Raw genomic sequence first — 17,635 nt, 5'->3', positions numbered from 1 at the left:
GGCCTATGAGCCCCGACGAGGCGATGCCGTCCGGCGAGCGGCGCGGCCCCGACGGTGCCTCGGCCGAGAACACCGAGAACACCGAGAACGGCGGGCCCGCCGGCGCGGACGCCGAGCGGGTCGACTCGACGGTTCGGTCCGCGACGGGTCGCCGGGCACGGGGTTCCCTCGAAACGGAGATCGTCGACATCCTGGCCCAGTCCGGCGGCGCACTGTCGCCCGCCCAGGTACGCGCGCGGCTTCCCGGGTCGATCCCGCTCTCCTACAGCACCGTTGTCACGATCCTGACCAGGTTGCACGCCAAAGGCCTGGTCACGCGACACCGCGACGGCCGTGCGTACCGCTACGCCGCGGGCGACCCGGCCGCCGCCGCCGCCCGGCGGATGACACGGCTGCTGGACGACCAGGCCGATCACCGGGTGGCCCTGGCTCACTTCCTCGCCGCCCTCTCCCCCGGCGACGAGGCGTTGCTGCGATCCCTGATCACCGAGTCCGATGAGTGATCATCTCCTCGGGTCGGTGCTCGTCGCCCCCCTGCTGACAATGCTGGTCATCCGCGCGCTGGTGGATCTGCTGTGGCCGCGGACGGCGGTCGTCGCCTGCACCGTCGCGGCGGTGCTGGTCGCCGCGGCCAGCATGATCAGTCTCGCGGCGCTCGCGGCTCCGGCCGCGGTCGAGCTCTGGGCCCTGGTGGTCGGCACCGGGCCGGTGACCGACGCCTGGCGGACCGCCGTCACTCCCCGGTGGCTGTCCTGGGCGTCGCTCGTCGCGTTCTGCGCGCAGGTCGGCGCGGTCGGGGCGACGGTACGCCGGCAACGGCTCGGGCTTCGGTCGGCACGCGCGCAGGCCGCGGCGCTGCCCGGTGCCGCCGAGGTCGTCGTGGTGCCCGACGACCGGGTGGACGCGTTCGCCCTACCCGGATCACCGGGTCGGATCGTCGTGACCAGCGGCATGATGTCGGCGCTCACCGCCGAGCAACGAGAGATCGTCATCGCGCACGAACGCGCCCACCTGGCAGCCCGCCATCACCGTTTCAGCTTCGCCGCGCGGCTCGCCGCCGCCGCGCATCCGGGCCTGCGCGCGGTCGCGCCGACCCTCGAGTACGCCGTCGAACGCTGGGCGGACGAGGACGCCGCCCGGGTGATCCGGGACCGCCGCGTCGTGGCCCGCGCGATCAGCACAGCCGCGTTGCTGACGACCTCACCCCACGCCGTGTGCGGCACGACCACCCTGCACATCGGCAGTTTCCGCCGCGATCCCGGCCGCCGCCGCCGAGTCGTCGGCGGCCGGTACGGGGCACCGGTCAGCGCCCGACGACGACGGCTGCCGTCCGGGTCCGGCCCGGTCCCGCGCCGCGTGGCCGCGCTGCTGGTGCCGCCGCCCGGGAACCGGCTCAACCGGATTGCGCTGTCCGCGCTCCCGGCGGCGCTCGCCGCCGCGTCCTGCGGTCTGGCGATCGAGGCGCTGGTCGACCTTCCCCTCCCGTTCGCCTTCACGAACAGGGACTGCTGACCCTCACCCGCCCCGGGCCGCGGCCGGTTGCCGGCCGTGAACGCGCTGGTCAGCGGGGCCCAGGCGAGCCTTTGCGTGGCATATGTGAACCGCGCCACAGTCATCAGGTTTAAGGTAAGGCTCCGCTAAGTTCTACAAACATCGTAGAAGTTGCGCCGGGCCCGGTCGCGCTGCCAGCACGTCTCACAGAGAGGGACTTCCGCCGTGCCTGATGTCCGCGCGAGCACCCCCGACGACGCGCCGCACGCCCACCGGCACCCCCGGCGGCGCGCACGCCACGCACGCCACGCACGCCGCAGAGCGCAGTCCGGGTTCGCACTGGCGGCGCTCGTCACCGCCCTCACCGTCCTCACCGCCTGCGGCGACGACGGCGGCTCCGCGGCCGAGGGCTCCCTCACCCTGTACAGCGGCCGGAACGAGGATCTGATCGCGCCGCTGCTCGAGCGGTTCACCGCCGACACCGGCATCGACGTCGAGGCCCGGTACGGCAACACCGCGCAGATGGCGGCCCAGCTCCTGGAGGAGGGCGACCGGTCACCAGCCGACGTCTTCCTCGCCCAGGATGCCGGCGCGCTCGGCGCGGTGGCCAAGGAGGGCCTGTTCACGCGGCTGCCCGCGGCAAGCCTGGACGCGGTGCCGGCGGGCTTCCGATCCGCGGGCGGCGAATGGGTGGGGGTGACCGCGCGATCCCGGGTCCTCGTCTACAACGCGGACGCGGTGGCCGAGACGGAGCTGCCGGCGTCGGTGTTCGAGCTCACCGAGCCCCGGTGGAGCGGGCGGGTCGGGGTGGTGCCGACCAACGCCTCGTTCCAGGCTTTCGTCACCGCGATGACCGTTGTGCACGGCGAGGAGCGCACCCGCGAGTTCCTCGCCGGGCTCGCGGACAACGAGCCGCAGATCCGCGACAGCAACCTCGCGGTTCTCGAGGAGGTCGACGCCGGCACGCTCGACATCGGCCTGATCAACCACTACTACGTGGGCGAGCTGGCGGCCGAGCGCGGCGTCGCGCCGGACAGGCTCGACGCCCGGCTGCACTTCTTCCCCGGCGGTGACATCGGCGCGCTGGTCAACGTCGCCGGGGTCGGGATCCTCACCACCGCCGCCGACGACCCCGAGGCGCAGGCGTTCGTCGACTACCTGCTCGGCCCGGACGCCCAGACGTACTTCGCCGAGCAGACCTTCGAGTACCCCGTGGTCGACGGGGTGGCCGGCCCGGCCGGGCTGCCCGCGCTGGCCGAGCTGACCACGCCGGACGTCGACCTCAACGACCTCGATGGTCTCGAGGGCACGATCGCCCTCATCCAGGCGTCGGGGTTGACACCCTGAGCGCCGTGTCGCGGGCCCTCCCGCTGTCCCGGTTGTCGCCGCCCCGTCGTCCGCTGCTGTCGCTGGCGGCCCTCGGCGCCGCGGCGGTCACCGCCATACCGCTCTGCTACCTGCTGGTCCGGGCGCTCACGCCGGGCTGGGCGGGGTGGGCCGAGACGGTGCTGACCACACGCGTCGCGGAGCTGACCGCACGCAGCCTGGCACTGGCCGCGGTGGTCACCGCCGCCTGCGTGGTACTCGGGGTCGGCTCGGGCTTCGCCGTCACGCGCACGGACCTCCCCGCCAGGCGGGCGTTCGCCGTCCTGGCGGCGCTCCCGCTCGCGGTGCCGACCTACATCGCCGCCTTCACCTGGGTGTCGACGTTCCGGGGGATGGAGGGTTTCTGGCCGGCGGCGCTCGTGCTGACACTCTGCTGTTACCCGTATGTGTTCCTGCCGGTGACCGCGGCGCTGGTCGGGGCGGACCCGGCGCAGGAGGAGGTGTCGGCGTCGCTCGGACGCGGACCGCTGCGCACCGGTGTCGCGGTGACACTCGGGCAGATCCGCCCGGCGATTGGCGCCGGCGCGCTGCTGGTGGCACTGTATGTGCTCTCCGACTTCGGGGCCGTGTCCATCCTGCGGACCGACACGTTCACCCGCGCGGTGTTCGTGACGTTCGACCTCGGCTTCGACCGGACCGGCGCCGTGCTGCTCTCCACGGCCCTCGTCCTGCTGACCGTGGTCGTCCTGTCGGCGGAGAGCGTGACGCGCACGAGGCACGCCCGCTACACCCGGCTCGGGTCGGGGGCCCGGCGGCCGCACCCGCGGCTGCGCCTGGGACGGGCTCGGCTCCCGGTCGCCGCCGCGATGGCCGGGCTCTGCGCGCTCTCGCTGGGTCTGCCGGCGGTGAATCTCGCCCGGCGCCTGGCGGCCGGCGTGTCGGAGCCGGGCACGCTCGGTGAGGTCGCCCGCGCGACGGGGGCGACGCTGTGGCTGGCCGGCACGGGCGCCGCGCTGACCACCGTTCTCGCGCTGCCGGTCGGTCTCCTCGCGGTCCGCTCACCCGGGCGGCTGGCGGCCCTGCTCGAACGGCTGACCTACCTCTCGCACGCGCTGCCCGGCGTCGTGATCGGCCTCTCCCTGGTCTTCTTCGGGATCAACGTCGCCTACCCGCTGTACCAGAGCACGTGGCTGCTCGCCCTCGGCTACGCGGCCCTGTTCATGCCGCTCGCCGTCGCGGGGATCGCCGCGGCGGCCGCGCAGGCCCCGGCGGTCCTCGAGGAGGTCGCCTCCTCGCTGGGCAGACGCCCGCTCGGCGTCCTACGGACGGTGACGCTGCCCCTGATGATCCCCGGGGTGGCGTCGGGCGCCGCCCTGGTGTTCATCGCCTGCGTCAAGGAGCTGCCGGCGACGCTGCTCCTGCGGCCGACCGGCATGGACACCCTGGCCACCGAGCTGTGGACGCAGACAAGCGTCGCCGCCTACGCCGCGGCGACCCCGTACGCGGCGTTGCTGCTGGTGGTCTCCGCCGGTCCGGCCTGGCTGCTCGCCCGCCGCACCGGAGTGCTGGCCGAGTCCGGCGCACAGGTGTCCCGGTGAGCCGCGCGGGGACGGGCGGGGACCCGCCCGCGCTGCTGGTGCGGGGCGCGGTGCGCAGCTTCGGATCGGTCCGCGCACTCGACGGCCTCGATCTCGTCGTGCCGGCGGGCTCGCTGCTCGCGGTACTCGGCCCGTCCGGCTGCGGGAAGACGACGCTGCTGAGGGCCGTCGCCGGCTTCGAACGCCTCGACGCGGGCGAGATCAGCGTACGGGGCCGGACCGTCGCCGGACCCGGCGTCCACGAGCCGCCACACCACCGGCGCGCCGCCGTCGTGCCCCAGGAGGGAGCCCTGTTCCCGCACCTCGACGTGGCGCGGAACGTGGGATACGGCCTGGACCACGCCACCCGCCGGTCCGGACGGGTCGCCGAGGTGCTGGCGCTGGTGGGGCTCGAGGGCTACGGCCACCGCATGCCGCACCAGCTCTCCGGCGGGCAGCAGCAGCGGGTCGCGATCGCCCGCGCCCTCGCCCCCCGGCCGGCGCTGATCCTGCTGGACGAACCGTTCACGGCGTTGGACGCGGGTCTGCGGGCGACGCTGCGCCGCGAGGTCCGGGAGGCGCTGCTCGCCGACGGCACCACCGCCATCCTGGTGACCCACGATCAGGACGAGGCGCTCAGCATGGCCGACCTGGTGGCGGTGCAGCGGGCGGGGCGGATCGTCCAGGTCGACGCGCCGCACCGGGTCTACTCGATGCCGGCCGACCCGTGGGTGGCGGGCTTCGTGGGCGAGGCCGCGCTGGTCCGGGGCTGGCTCGGCGACGGCGAGGTCCGCACACCCCTGGGCACGGTGCCCGTCACCGGGACGGACGTCGACCTCACCGACCCCGCTCCTGGGCCGGTGCCGGTGACAGTGCTCGTCCGGCCCGAGCAGATCGAACTCGTGCCCGCGGACGCTCACTGCCGGATGACACCGCCCGGCACGGGCGGCGGACAGGAGTCGGGCCGCCTCGCCCGCGTCGTCGCGCGGGACTACCACGGCCACGAGGTGCTGGTCACCCTCGCCGTGCGGGACGAGGACGCCGCCCTCGCGGCCAACGCGGCCAACATCCCCGGCCCGGGGGCAGGCAGCGGCACCGTCAGCGGCACCACCGTCAGCGGCACGGAGCTGCGTGCCCGGGCCCGGGTGGCCGGCGACCGGCCCGCCCTCGAGATCGGAGACCAGGTGATCGCCCGGCTCCGGAACGCCGCGAAGGTCTGGTACGACCCCTCGCGGTGACGATCCGCGGCCGCCCGGCCAGGGAGACGGGCGGCCGCGGATCCCGCGCCGGACGAGCCGGCGCGGGAGGTGGTCTCAGCGCAGCAGGCCGCGTGCCGCCTCGACGATGTGCGGCGTGGAGATGCCGGCGAAGTCCAACAGCTCGTCCGGGGTACCGGAACCGGGAAGCTCACCGACGGCAAGATGCGCTAGCCGCAGCGAGACGCTGCCGTCGCGCAGGACGCCCGCGAGGCCCTCGAGCACCGCGCCGCCGAGGCCGCCCTCGGCGTAGTGGTCCTCCGCGACGACGAGGCGGCCACCGGTCGCCCGCGCCGCCTCCGCCAGGGTCGCGGTGTCCACCGGCTTGACCGAGTACAGGTCGATCACCCGTGCCGAGACTCCCTCGGCCGCGAGCACGTCGGCCGCGGCCAGGCAGTGGTGCAGGGTGACCCCGGCGCCGATCAGCGTCACGGTGTCGGCGTCGGAGCTGCGCAGCACCTTGGAACCGCCCGGCGCGAACGTCTCGTCCGGGCCGTAGAGCACCGGGTAGGCACCGCGGGTCGTCCGCATGTAGCTGACACCGGAGATCCCGACCATCGCCTCGATCAGCTTGGCCGCGGAGGTCGCGTCGCTCGGGTAGAGCACCGTCGAGCCGCCCACGGCCCGCATCATCGCGAGATCCTCGAGCGCCATCTGGGACGGGCCGTCCGCACCGATCTCCACCCCGGCGTGCGATCCGGCCAGGCGGATGTCGACCTGCGAGATGGCCGCCATCCGGATGAAGTCGTAGGCGCGGGAGAAGAACGCGGCGAACGTGGAGGCGAACGGGACGTACCCGCGCACCGACAGGCCGACCGCGGCCGCGACGAGCTGCTGCTCGGCGATGAAGATCTCGAAGAACCGCTCGGGGTGCGCCTTGGCGAAGTCCTCGGCGTAGGTCGAGTTGCTCACCTCGGCGTCGAGGGCGACGACGTCGGTGTGCGCGCCGACCGCGGCCAGCGCCTGGCCGTAGGCCCGCCTGGTCGCGACCTTGGCGCCCAGCTCGTAGGTGGGGAGCTTGATCGCCGGCTTCTGGGCCGGGGCCGGGCGCGCCATGTCCGCCGGGGGAACCGGGCCGCGCACGCGCAGGTTCCGCTCGCCGCCCAGCTCCGCGATCGCCCGGGCGGCCATGTCCTCGGGCAGCGGCTTGCCGTGCCAGCCGTCGGCGTCGGCGACCTCGGAGAAGCCCTCGCCCTTGCGGGTGCGGGCCAGGATCACCGTGGGCCGGGAGGCGTCCTCGGCGTCGGCGAGCGCGGCGTCGATCGCGCCCAGGTCGTGGCCGTCGATCACGACCGCGCGGGCGCCGAACGCCTCGACCCGGCGGGCGTAGGCGTCCATGTCCCAGCCGAACTCGGTGGGACCGCGCTGGCCGAGACGGTTGACGTCCACGATCGCGATCAGGTTGGACAGGCCGTAGTAGGCGGCCTTGTCCAGCGCCTCCCACATCGAGCCCTCGGCCATCTCGCTGTCGCCGCAGACGACCCAGACCCGGTACGGAACCTTGTCCAGGAACTTGCCGGCCAGCGCGACCCCGACGGCGTCGGGCAGGCCCTGGCCGAGCGATCCGGTCGCCACGTCCACCCAGGGCAGGACCGGGGTCGGGTGGCCCTGCAGCCGGTGCCCGAACCGGCGGTAGCCGGTCATGAGCTCGTCGTCGGTGACGACGCCGACCGCCTTGAACATCGAGTAGATCAGGGGCGACGCGTGCCCCTTGGAGAAGATCAGGTGGTCGTTCGCCGGGTCGTCCGGGGTGTCCCAGTCGTAGCGCAGGTGGCGCGTCAGCAGCACCGCCATGACGTCCGCGGCGGACATGGAGGAGGTCGGGTGACCGGATCCGGCCGAGGTGCTGCTGCGCACCGAGTCGACCCGCAGCTGCTGTGCGAGTTCCCGAACCGTCTCCAGGTCGGCGACACCGACCACTTCGGACACGGGAGTTGCCACACCAGCCTCCTTAGTCAGGATTGTGCTGCGCAGATCGGTTGCACGGATGTGTCAAGGGCCGGCCGGCCCGAGCGTTCCGTCGCCTGCCGAAGTACCCTGTCACTCCGCGATCCGAACCGTACCAGCACCTACGGCCCGCCACGCCTGGCGCAATCGCGCCTTCGTCACACCTTCCCGCTCGTCACCCGGCCCGCACGGCCCCGCCGCCACCTGGCGATCGGCCGGGACGCAGGGACTACTGGGCGTGGTCCGCGACGTCCACCCGTCCTGGGCCGACACCACACCGTGGTGATCATCACGCGGCGGGCGCGTCCCGCCGCCCCCCGGTGGGGCACCCGCCCGGGGATCCCCGGGCGGGTCAGACGGCGGGTGTGTGGGCCGCGGACGGCGAGGCCCGATGGAACAGCTGATAGAAGCGGTACCCGATCCCCTCGCGCAGGATGTACCGCATCTGGGTGCCGAACCCGCGGTTGGCCGGGCCCGCCGTCGCCGGCGACGTCACCGCGTCGACGCCGAGGTCGTCGGCGATCGCCCGGGAGCGCAGGCTGTGCCAGCGGTCGGTCACCACCACCGCGGACCGCCACTGCCGGCTGTCCATCAGCCCGGCCACCGCGGTCAGCGACGACAGTGTGTCGACGCCCTGGGGCACCACCAGCACGGCGCTGGACGGGACGCCGTGGTCACGCAGGTAGGACCCGGCGGCCTCGGCCTCGGTGAAGCGGTCCCCCGGCTGGTTGCCGCCCACCGTGATGACCCGTGGCGCGACCCCGGACCGGTAGAGCTCGAGGGCGTGGTCGAGCCGGGCGGCCAGGATGGCGGACGGCCGGCCGTCGTACTGCGAGGCGCCCAGGACGATCAGCGCGTCGGAGGCCCGCCGGTCGTCACCGCGCCCGACCCACCACACCTGCCCGAAGGTCATCACGGACCCGAGCAGCACGATCCCGACGATGATCGCGACGATTCGGGCCGCCCAGCGCCACCAGGGCACCCTGAACCAGGACGCCGAGGGCGGACGGGGCACAAGCCGCCGGAGGGACAGGTCCACGCGATGTCACGTTAGCCGTCCGGGACCAGCCCAAACCTCCCGGGCGCACCTGGGTGCTCCGCAACGCGTACTCAGGTGCCGGTGGGGCCGTCGGCGCCGCCCGGCGCGGCCGGCAGCGGGCCGAGCGCGTCCCAGTCCAGCACCTCGGCGGCGACGTCGCGGATCTCCGCCAGCAGCCCGAGCCGGGCCGCGCGCAGCGCGGTATCGTCGGCCATCACCAGCACCGCGTCGAAGAAGCCGTCGACCGCGTCCGGGAGCTGCCCGGCGGCGGCCACGAAGTCGTCGAGCCCGGGCAGGCGGCCGGCGGTGCGCGCCGCCAGCTGGCGGGACAGCTCGGTGACGGCCTGAGCGAGGCGGTGGTCGGCGGGGTCGACGAGGGCGCTGATCTCGATGCCCGGCGCGACGTCGGCCGGGACGATCCGGCGGACCCGCCCCAGCGCGGCGGCCAGCCGCGCGAACGACGCGGTCTCCACCAGCGGGCGCAGTGCCTGCAGGGTCACCATCGCCTGGCCGGGCCGGCCGGTCAGCGGGCGCAGCGCGCCGACCAGCCGGTGGTCGACGCCGGTGTCGAGCAGGTACTGGGCGAACCGGCCGCGCACGAACGCGTCGGCCTGCTCCAGGGCCGCCTCCGGAACCGGCACCGGGACGAGCTTCGCGGCCTCGGCCAGCATGTCGGCCACGGTGATCCCGGCCAGCTCCGGCCGCTCGGCCAGGATCGCGGTGACGCCCAGCGCGGCGCGGCGCAGACCGAACGGGTCGGAGCTGCCGGTGGGCGCCGCGTCGAGCGCGAACAGCCCGGCAAGCAGGTCGATCCGGTCGGCCAGGGCGAGCAGCGCGCCGGGGACCGTGGCCGGCAGCGTCCCGCCGGCCCGGCGCGGCAGCTCCATCTCGTGGAGCGCGACGGCGACCGCCTCCGGCTCGCCGGCGCGGCGGGCGTACTCGCGGGCCATCGTCCCGGCCAGGCTGGACAGCTCGATCACCATCTGGGTGGCGAGGTCGAACTTGGCCAGCTCGCCGGCGCGGTCCAACGTCCGCCGCTCCGCCGGGGACAGCGCGCCCGCGTCGGAGGTGGCGAGCCGGTCCGCGAACAGGCCGGCCAGCCGCGCGATGCGCTCCGCGCGGTCGGCCACCGACCCGAGCCGCTGCTCGAAGGTCAGCTTCGCCAGCCCCGCGCGGAACGTCTCCAGCGGGACCTTGAGGTCGGCGTCGAAGAAGAACGCCGCGTCCTCGAACCGGGCCCGCACCACCGCCTCGTTGCCCGCGCGGACCAGCGGCACGTCCACCGCGCCGTCCGCGACCGTGACGAAGCAGGGCAGCAGCGCCCCGGCCGTGTCCCGCACCGCCAGGTAGCGCTGGTGCTTGTGCATGACGGTGGTGAGGATCTCGGCAGGCAGGTCGAGGTAACGCGGCTCGAAGGAGCCGAGCACCGGACGCGGGAACTCGACCAGGTTGGTCACCTCGTCGAGGACGTCGGCCTCGGCGTCGAGGTCGATCGTGCCCGCGTGCTCGGCCGCCAGCTTCGCGGCCTCGTCGACGATCAGTTCGCGGCGCGCGGCCGGGTCGAGCAGGACGGAGTTCTCGGCGAGCAGCTCCGGGTAGCCGACGGCGCCGGTCACCTCGATCGGCGGGGACCCGGCGCGCCGGTGCCCGCGGGTGGTGGAGCCCGCGGCCAGCGTCGACACCGCGACCGGGACCACCGCCCCGCCCAGCAGCGCCACCACCCAGCGCACCGGACGGCTGAAGGACAGCTCCGGGTCGTTCCAGCGCATGTTCCGCTCGGCGCGCAGCCCGCCCAGGACGGCGCCGAGGACCTCGGCGAGCACCTCCGTCGCGGGACGGCCGGTGTCGGTGCGCACCAGGGCGACGTGCTCCACCCCGCGGTGCTCGACGACCGTCAGGTCCGCCACGTCGCCGCCCTGCCCGCGCACGAAACCCGTCGCGGCCTTCGTCGGCGCGCCCTGGTCGTCGTAGGCGGCGGAGCGGCGCGGGCCGCGCACGACCCGCTCGACGTCGGGCTCACGCGGCGCGACGTCGTCGACGATCGCGACGATGCGCCGCGGGGTGCCCTGCACCCGCAGCTCGCCGTAGGTGAGCCGGGTCGCCGCGAGCCGCTCGACGAGGGCCGCGCGGACGGCGGCCGTCTGGCGGGTCACCTCGGCGGCGGGCAGTTCCTCGGTGCCGATCTCGAACAGCAGGGTGGCCGGCCCCGCCGGCACAGCGGCCGGGTCGACCGGCCGGGCGACGGCCGGGGCCAGGCGCGGCGCCTCCCCCAGCGGGTCGCCGAGCTCGTCGCGCCTGTCCCGCCAGAGCTGGGCGACCTCGCGCGACATGCCGCGCATCTGGGCGAAGGAGGTGGCCCGCTCGGTGGTGGAGACCGCGCCGCGCGAGTCCAGGATGTTGAACGCGTGCGAGCACTTCAGCACGTAAATGTGCGCGGGCACCGGCAGCCGGGCGTCGATGAGGCGGCGCGCCTCTGCGGCGCAGTCGGCGTACATGCGGCGCACCGTGTCGATGTCGGCCTCGTCGAGGTAGTACCGCGACATCTCGTACTCGGCCTGGCCGAACACCTCGCCGTAGGAGACCCCCGGCGCGTAGGCGATCTCGGTGAAGTGCCGGACCTCCTGCAGCACCATCAGGATCCGCTCGATCCCGTAGGTGATCTCGACGCTCACCGGGTCCAGGCTCTGGCCGCCGGCCTGCTGGAAGTAGGTGAACTGGGTGATCTCCTGCCCGTCCAGCCACACCTCCCAGCCCAGCCCCCAGGCGCCGAGCGCCGGCGAGGCCCAGTTGTCCTCCACGAAGCGGACGTCGTGCGCCGCGGTGTCGATGCCCAGGGCCTGCAGGCTGCCCAGGTAGAGCTCCTGCGGGTTGCCCGGGTCGGGCTTGAGGACGACCTGGAACTGGGTGTGGGTCTGCAGCCGGTTCGGGTTGAAGCCGTAGCGGGAGTCGTCCGGGCGCACCGAGGGCTCGACGTAGGCCACCCGCCACGGCTCGCCGCCGAGCACCCGCAGGATGGTCGCCGGGTTGTGCGTACCGGCGCCGACCTCGGTGTTGAACGGCTGCACGATCATGCAGCCGCGCTCGGTCCAGTAGCGGGTCAACGTCAGCAGGGCGTCCTGCATGGTCAGCATCGGGTTCAGCCTCGGCAGCTCGGTTTCGGCGACTCGGTCTCGGCCACTCACAGCCGAGGCTACCGGGTGGCGGCGCCGCTACCCGTAGCCCGCGTGGCGTGCTCCGGGCGTGGCTAGCCCTCCCGGCGCCCGCCAGGCGCAGCTACGGCGGCGTCCGGCGCCAGCGCGGACCCGTGCGAGCGCGCCGCGCCGTCGGCCTCCCGTTCGTGCAGCACCTCGAAGGCGCCGGGCGCGTCCTGAGCCCAGGCCAGCAGCGGTGTCAGCTCGCACCGCACGGCGAAGGCGGACAGCGCCCGCCGCCAGGCCCCGGGCCCTGCCCACTCCGTCACCAGCAGCCAGGCCACCGGCTCGTCGACGGCGCGGCCGAGCCGGGCCGAGCGGAACCCGCGCTGGCCGGCGAGCGCCGCCACCACCCGCTCCCCGGCCGCGGCGAAGTCGACCTGGGCCGGCTCGGGCACCTCGAAGCGCAGGACCGCCACCACCGGAGCCCCCGTCTGGTCGCGGTCAGGCACGGTTGGTGATGATCCCGCCGTAGCGCCGGTCACGACGGGCGTACTCCTCACAGGCCAGCCACAGATCCCGGCGGTCGAAGTCAGGCCACAGAGTGGGCACGAAGGAGAACTCGGCGTACGCGGCCTGCCAGAGCAGGAAGTTACTCAGCCGCTGCTCGCCGGACGTCCGGATGAGCAGGTCGACGTCCGGCATGTCGGGCTCGTCGAGATACCGGGCGACGGTCTCCTCGTTGACGCGCTCCGGGCGCAGCAGGCCGGCCCGCACGTCCCGGGCGATCGCCGCCGCGGCGTCCGCCAGCTCGGCCCGCCCGCCGTAGTTCACGCACATCACGAGCGTGAGCCGGTCGTTGTCCCGGGTGCGCTGCTCCGCCGACTCCAGCCGCCGGATCACGTTGCCCCACAGCCGGGGACGGCGGCCCGCCCAGCGGACCCGGACTCCGAGCTCGTCCATGTCGTCGATACGGCGACCGAACACGCCGTCGGTGAACCGCATCAGGAACGCGACCTCGTCCGGCGAGCGCTTCCAGTTCTCCGTGGAGAACGCGTACACCGACAGCCAGCGCACCCCCATCTCGATGGCGCCCTCGACGCAGTCGAACAGCGCCTCCTCACCCGCCTCGTGCCCCTTGGTACGGGGCAGGCCGCGCAGCTTCGCCCAGCGCCCGTTTCCGTCCATGACGATCCCGACATGCTGCGGGACCAGGGCCGGCGGCAACGGCGGTGGCTGCGCTCCGGACGGATGAGGACGCGGATCGCGGAACCGCCGGCCCACCTCTTCACGCAGGCTCACAGCCGACATCCTCTCGTTCGGGCCGACGGCACGGCGACCGACCTCCGCCCCGGTGGGGCGCTCACCCCCATGGTCCGAACCGGCCGGCCCGCGCACACCCGGACCGCCGGTCTCGCAGCACACATCCCGTCCCCGCTCCTCACACGGTCCCTCACGCCCGCCGCGCACTGCCGTGCCCGGCCAGGGCCCCCGCCCTCGGCCACGTGTCCTCCGGCCGCCCATGCCCGTGGCCCTCACGTCCGTTCGAGATGCGGAAGGGCGCGCAGCGCCCGCTCGAGATGCCACTGCAGGTAGGCGGCCACGATGCCGCCGGCCTCCCGCCGGACGCGGGCATCGCTCGCCTCGGCGCCGTCCCAGTCACCGTGCAGGAGGTCGGCAAGCAGCCGCACCGCGGCCGGAGACGTCGACGCCGCACCCCGCGGTCGACATTCCGGGCACACTACGCCGCCGCCGGGAACGGACAGCGAGTGGTGCGGCCCCGGCTCCCCACACAGGGCGCACTCGTCGAGGGCCATGCCGTACCCCGAGACCGCCAGGGAACGCAGCAGGAAGGCGTCCAGGACCAGCGACGGCGGACGCTCACCGCCCGCCAGGGTACGCAGGCCGCCGACGAGCAGCAGGAACAGCCGTAGGGCAGGCTGGCGTTCTTCGCTGGTCAGGCGCTCGGCCGTCTCCAGCATCACCGCGGCCGCCGTGTACCGCGCGTATTCCTGCGCGATCGTCGCACCGTAGGCACCGAGAATGTCCGCCTGGGTCACCGTGTCCAGCGACCGACCCTCGTGCAGTTGGAGGTCGACGTGGGTGCCGGGCTCCAGCCGGGCACCGAACCGCGAGGACGTCCGCCGCACCCCCCGGGCCACCGCGCGGACCCGGCCGTTACGCCGGGTGAGCACCGTGACGACGCGGTCGGCCTCGACGAAGGGCGCCGTCCTCAGGACGACGCCTTCATCGCGATACACCGGCACGTTCCCATGGTTGCACGCCCGTCCCCCCGAACAGGTAGGCCGCCGCCCGCAGGGCACGACGAGACGGACCCGGCGGCGGCAGACCGCTGGCGCGGCGTTGGGCGGGGATTCCGGCGACCACCGCCGCCGCGATCGCCATCATGTGTGGGTGCGGGTTGTTCGGCGGACGGCGCGAGGCATCATCATTGACGAGAACGGGCGGCTGGTGCTGTTCCGCAGAACCTTCCCCAAGCGCAAGCCGTACTGGTCCACCCCGGGCGGCGGCGTGGACCCCGAGGACGCCTCGGTGGAGGACGCGCTGCACCGCGAACTCGCCGAGGAGCTCGGCGCCGTGGTGGACCGGGTCCAGCAGGTCTACGTGACCGCCGCGCCCCGCGGCGAGGGGATGAACCTGCAGCACTTCTTCGTCTGCCGGCTCGTCTCGATGGACCTGGACCGGCGTACCGGCGCCGAGTTCGGCAACCCGGCCAAGGGCCGCTACGCCGTCGAGCGGATCGACCTGCGCGGCAAGAAGCTCGCCCGCTACGACCTCCAGCCGGCCGCGGTGAAGGACTACATCGTGGCCAACAGACAGGCCCTGCTGGCCACCGCGCTCAGCGGTGACGACCCGCCGCTGATGCGGGCCGACGCCCCGGAGCCGGAGCCGGAGCCGGAGCCCGCCCGGCCGTCGATGCCGCCCATCCTCGAGATCGTGGACGGCGAGATCGTCGGCGCCCCGGCGGGCCGGACCACCGACGAGCGGTCGCCGGCCCGGCGCTGGCGGGACCGCCTGCGGCGCCGGCTGCCGACACCGTCGTGACACCCACGGCCATGACGCTCCGCGCCGTGACGCTCAGAAGCCCAGCCGGCGCAGCTGCTTCGGGTCCCGCTGCCAGTCCTTGGCAACCTTGACGTGCAGGTCCAGGTAGATCGGGGTGCCCAGCAGCGCCTCGATCTGCGTCCGGGCCCGGGTGCCGACGTCGCGCAGCCGGGAGCCGCCGGCGCCGATGACGATCGCCTTCTGGCTCGGCCGCTCCACGTACACGTTCACGTGGACGTCGAGCAGCGGCCTGTCCTCCGGGCGGTTCTCCCGCGGGATCATCTCCTCGACCACCACGGCCAGTGAGTGCGGCAGCTCGTCACGCACCCCCTCCAGCGCCGCCTCGCGGATCAGCTCGGCGACCATGACCTGCTCGGGCTCGTCGGTCAGCTCCCCGTCGGGGTAGAGCCGCGGGCCCTCGGGCAGACGGGAGACGAGCACGTCGGCCAGCGTGCCGACCTGGAAGGACGACACCGCGCTCACCGGCACGATGTCGGCGAAGTCGCCGAGCCCGGAGACCTCGAGCAGCCGGGCGCCGACGCGGTCCGGGTCGCCGACCGCGTCGACCTTGGTCAGGATCGCCACCACCGGGGTGCGCCCCGCCATCCGGCCCAGCTCGTCGGCGATGAAGCGGTCGCCGCGGCCGAGGGGCTCGTCGGCGGGCATGCAGAAGCCGATCACGTCGACCTCGGACAGCGTCGTGCGGACGACGTCGTTGAGCCGCTGGCCGAGCAGGGTGCGCGGACGGTGCAACCCCGGGGTGTCGACCAGGATGAGCTGCGCGTCGGGGCGGTTGATGATGCCCCGGATGGCGTGGCGGGTCGTCTGCGGCCGCCCGGAGGTGATCGCCACCTTCGTCCCCACCAGGGCGTTCGTCAGCGTCGACTTGCCCGCGTTGGGCCGCCCCACCAGGCAGGCGAACCCCGACCGGAAGTCCGTCGCCGGGTCGGCGAGCTCGATGTCCACTAGCTCGTCACCCGGCTGTGCGCGACGCCGTCGGGACCGGCGAGGTAGACGGGCACCCCGGCGCCGAACTCGGCGAGCATCGCCAGGTCGTCGCCGGCGGCCTCGCCCGCCTCGGTCACCACGGCCGCGGCCTCGAAGCGGCGGGCGCCGCTGGAGGCCGCCGCCACGACCGCGGCACGCAGCGCCGACGTGGCCAGCTCGGGCCGGGTGTGGGAGACAGTCGCGGCGGCGTACGTCCGGCCGTCGGTGTCGCGCACCGCCGCGCCCTCGGCCGGCTGGCCCGCGGACGTGTACGCGCGCAGCCGGGCGGACCGAGCCAGCACCACCAGCTTCGCGTCCTCGGCCTCAAGGACGAGGCCGGCCGGCGGGGTGGGAGACGTCACGATGTCACCTTTCTGCTCGCTGGGCCCGGCGGGTGGCCCTCCGACTCGCTGTCGGTCTTCTTGCCGTCGGTTTTCCTGTTGCTGCCCTTGCCGTTGCTGCCCTTGCTGTCACTCCCGGTGGCACCCTTGCCGGTGGTGCCCCTGCCATCGCCGCTCTTGCCGGCTCCGTTCCCGCCGTTGCCCGGTGCCGGGGACAGCCGGTGGACGACGACGGTGCCGATCTGGTTGCGCCGCCCGGCCGCGCGCTCCGCCGACAGCCGCAGGCCGGCGACGTCCGCCGTCGCGCCGGGGATGGGCACCCGGCCCAGCGCGTTCGCGAGCAGCCCGCCGACGGTCTCGACGTCCTGCGCTCCGGGCAGCTCCTCGACGCCGAACAGGTCCGCGAGGTCGTCGACGTCGAGCCGCGCCGTCACCCGGGCGGTGTCGTCGTCGAGCCACTCGACCGGCGGCGCGGCGCTGTCGTACTCGTCCGTGATCTCACCGACGATCTCCTCGAGGACGTCCTCGATGGTCACCAGGCCGGCCGTGCCGCCGTACTCGTCGATGACGACGGCCATGTGGGTGCGCGACGCCTGCATCTCGCGCAGCAGGTCGTCGGCGGGCTTGCTCTCCGGGACGAGCACGGGTGGGCGCATGACCTCCGCGACCCGGCTGCTCTCCCGGCCCTCCCGCTCCCAGCCGACCATGTCCTTGAGAAAGCCGATGCCGACGACGTCGTCGATGCTCTCGCCGATCACCGGGATGCGGGAGAAGCCGCTGCGCAGCGCCAGCGAGATCGCCTGCCGGACGGTCTTGTCGGACTCGATGAAGACCATGTCGGGCCGCGGCACCATCACCTCGCGGACGAGCGTGTCACCCAGTTCGAACACCGAGGCGATCATGTCGCGCTCCTCGGGCTCGATGACCTCGTTCTCCTCTGCGAGGTCGACGAGGTCGCGCAGCTCCGCCTCCGAGGCGAACGGGCCGTCCCGGTAGCCGGGGCCGGGCGTCACCGCGTTGCCGAAGGCGATCAGCAGGCGGGGCAGCGGGCCGAAGACCTTCGCGAGCCGGATGGTCAGCCCGGCGGTGGCCAGCGACACCGCCGGGGCGTGCTGGCGGCCGAGCGTCCGGAACATCACGCCGACGAGGATGTAGGCGACGAGCGTCGACACCAGGGCCCCCAGCCCGACGGCGGCGAACCCGGAGCCGTAGGCGTGCACGGCCAGGACGGTGATGCAGGCCGCCGCGGCCATCTCGCCGGCGATCCGCAGCAGCAGCAACAACGCCAGGTAGCGCCCGGGGTCGGCGACGACCCGGGCGAGGTTCGCCGCCCCCGCCTTGCCCTGCCGGGCGAACTCGTCGACGCTGACCCGGGAGACCCTGGTCAGCGCCGCGTCCACCGCGCCCAGGCCGGCTGCGGCGAGCGCGGTCACCGCGGCGATGAAGACGAGGAGAAGATCACCGGAGTCCATGG

General features: G+C 74.1%; 14 protein-coding genes and 1 pseudogene. 6 read left to right on the top strand and 9 right to left on the bottom strand.

The features are described from left to right. The first annotated feature begins 5 nt into the window (after nt 1-5). From FMEAI12_RS17360 to FMEAI12_RS17340, 5 genes and pseudogenes are all read left to right on the top strand, one after another. A complete protein-coding gene (locus FMEAI12_RS17360; protein WP_235014110.1) occupies nt 6-503 on the top strand; it encodes a BlaI/MecI/CopY family transcriptional regulator in 498 nt (165 codons plus the stop codon). Then, nucleotides 496-1,512, top strand: coding sequence for a M56 family metallopeptidase (locus tag FMEAI12_RS17355; protein ID WP_112106840.1), 1,017 nt, complete (start codon nt 496-498; stop codon nt 1,510-1,512). Before FMEAI12_RS17360 ends, FMEAI12_RS17355 begins: the two co-directional genes overlap by 8 nt. A gap of 318 nt (nt 1,513-1,830) precedes the next feature. Next, nucleotides 1,831-2,838, top strand: coding sequence for an iron ABC transporter substrate-binding protein (locus tag FMEAI12_RS17350; protein ID WP_112106881.1), 1,008 nt, complete (start codon nt 1,831-1,833; stop codon nt 2,836-2,838). Nucleotides 2,839-2,861: 23 nt separating this feature from the next. After that, nucleotides 2,862-4,415 (top strand): iron ABC transporter permease, encoded by a 1,554-nt coding sequence (locus FMEAI12_RS17345; RefSeq protein ID WP_112106880.1) that lies wholly within the window; start codon nt 2,862-2,864, stop codon nt 4,413-4,415. 32 nt (nt 4,416-4,447) lie between these two features. Then, nucleotides 4,448-5,428: pseudogene (locus FMEAI12_RS17340) on the top strand (ABC transporter ATP-binding protein); the annotation flags it as partial. A 279-nt stretch (nt 5,429-5,707) separates the two neighbouring features. On the opposite strand, the gene FMEAI12_RS17335 reads toward FMEAI12_RS17340, so the two are convergent. The 6 genes from FMEAI12_RS17335 to recO all read right to left on the bottom strand — a co-directional run bounded on the left by FMEAI12_RS17335 (nt 5,708) and on the right by recO (nt 14,034). Then, nucleotides 5,708-7,591, bottom strand: a complete 1,884-nt coding sequence (locus FMEAI12_RS17335) for a transketolase (RefSeq protein ID WP_071065342.1) — start codon at nt 7,589-7,591, stop codon at nt 5,708-5,710. Nucleotides 7,592-7,949: 358 nt separating this feature from the next. Then, nucleotides 7,950-8,636, bottom strand: coding sequence for a YdcF family protein (locus tag FMEAI12_RS17330; RefSeq protein ID WP_071065341.1), 687 nt, complete (start codon nt 8,634-8,636; stop codon nt 7,950-7,952). 71 nt (nt 8,637-8,707) lie between these two features. Then, complete coding sequence (locus FMEAI12_RS17325) at nt 8,708-11,767, bottom strand: glycine--tRNA ligase (RefSeq protein WP_112106839.1); 3,060 nt, start codon at nt 11,765-11,767, stop codon at nt 8,708-8,710. 113 nt (nt 11,768-11,880) lie between these two features. Next, nucleotides 11,881-12,279 carry an antibiotic biosynthesis monooxygenase gene (locus FMEAI12_RS17320; RefSeq protein ID WP_071065340.1) on the bottom strand — a complete coding sequence of 133 codons (399 nt, stop codon included), beginning with the start codon at nt 12,277-12,279 and terminating at the stop codon, nt 11,881-11,883. Further along, the gene (locus FMEAI12_RS17315; RefSeq protein WP_112106878.1) at nt 12,272-13,069 is read right to left on the bottom strand and encodes an isoprenyl transferase; all 798 of its coding nucleotides are present in this window, start codon (nt 13,067-13,069) and stop codon (nt 12,272-12,274) included. The genes FMEAI12_RS17320 and FMEAI12_RS17315 overlap by 8 nt, the downstream gene beginning before the upstream one ends. A 233-nt stretch (nt 13,070-13,302) precedes the next feature. Then, the gene (recO, locus tag FMEAI12_RS17310; RefSeq protein WP_200835322.1) at nt 13,303-14,034 is read right to left on the bottom strand and encodes a DNA repair protein RecO; all 732 of its coding nucleotides are present in this window, start codon (nt 14,032-14,034) and stop codon (nt 13,303-13,305) included. Nucleotides 14,035-14,176: 142 nt separating this feature from the next. On the opposite strand from recO, the gene FMEAI12_RS17305 reads away from it, so the two are divergent. Continuing rightward, entirely contained in the window at nt 14,177-14,833 is a 657-nt protein-coding gene (locus tag FMEAI12_RS17305) for an NUDIX domain-containing protein (protein WP_165938424.1), read from the top strand. A 33-nt stretch (nt 14,834-14,866) separates the two neighbouring features. Here FMEAI12_RS17305 and era read toward each other — a convergent pair whose 3' ends face one another. Genes era through FMEAI12_RS17290 form a run of 3 tightly spaced genes read right to left on the bottom strand, consistent with a single transcriptional unit; the run spans nt 14,867 to nt 17,633 of the window. Beyond that, nucleotides 14,867-15,799 carry a GTPase Era gene (gene era, locus FMEAI12_RS17300; protein WP_020459718.1) on the bottom strand — a complete coding sequence of 311 codons (933 nt, stop codon included), beginning with the start codon at nt 15,797-15,799 and terminating at the stop codon, nt 14,867-14,869. Continuing rightward, complete coding sequence (locus FMEAI12_RS17295; RefSeq protein ID WP_071065336.1) at nt 15,799-16,182, bottom strand: cytidine deaminase; 384 nt, start codon at nt 16,180-16,182, stop codon at nt 15,799-15,801. The genes era and FMEAI12_RS17295 overlap by 1 nt, the downstream gene beginning before the upstream one ends. After that, a complete protein-coding gene (locus FMEAI12_RS17290; protein WP_112106837.1) occupies nt 16,179-17,633 on the bottom strand; it encodes a hemolysin family protein in 1,455 nt (484 codons plus the stop codon). The genes FMEAI12_RS17295 and FMEAI12_RS17290 overlap by 4 nt, the downstream gene beginning before the upstream one ends. Nucleotides 17,634-17,635: the final 2 nt, after the last annotated feature.

It is taken from the genome of Parafrankia sp. Ea1.12, from assembly GCF_900465275.1.
Taxonomy (GTDB): domain Bacteria; phylum Actinomycetota; class Actinomycetes; order Frankiales; family Frankiaceae; genus Parafrankia; species Parafrankia soli.
The sequence above is the reverse complement of the archived record's forward strand: the minus strand, read 5'-3'. Positions and strand labels throughout refer to the sequence as shown.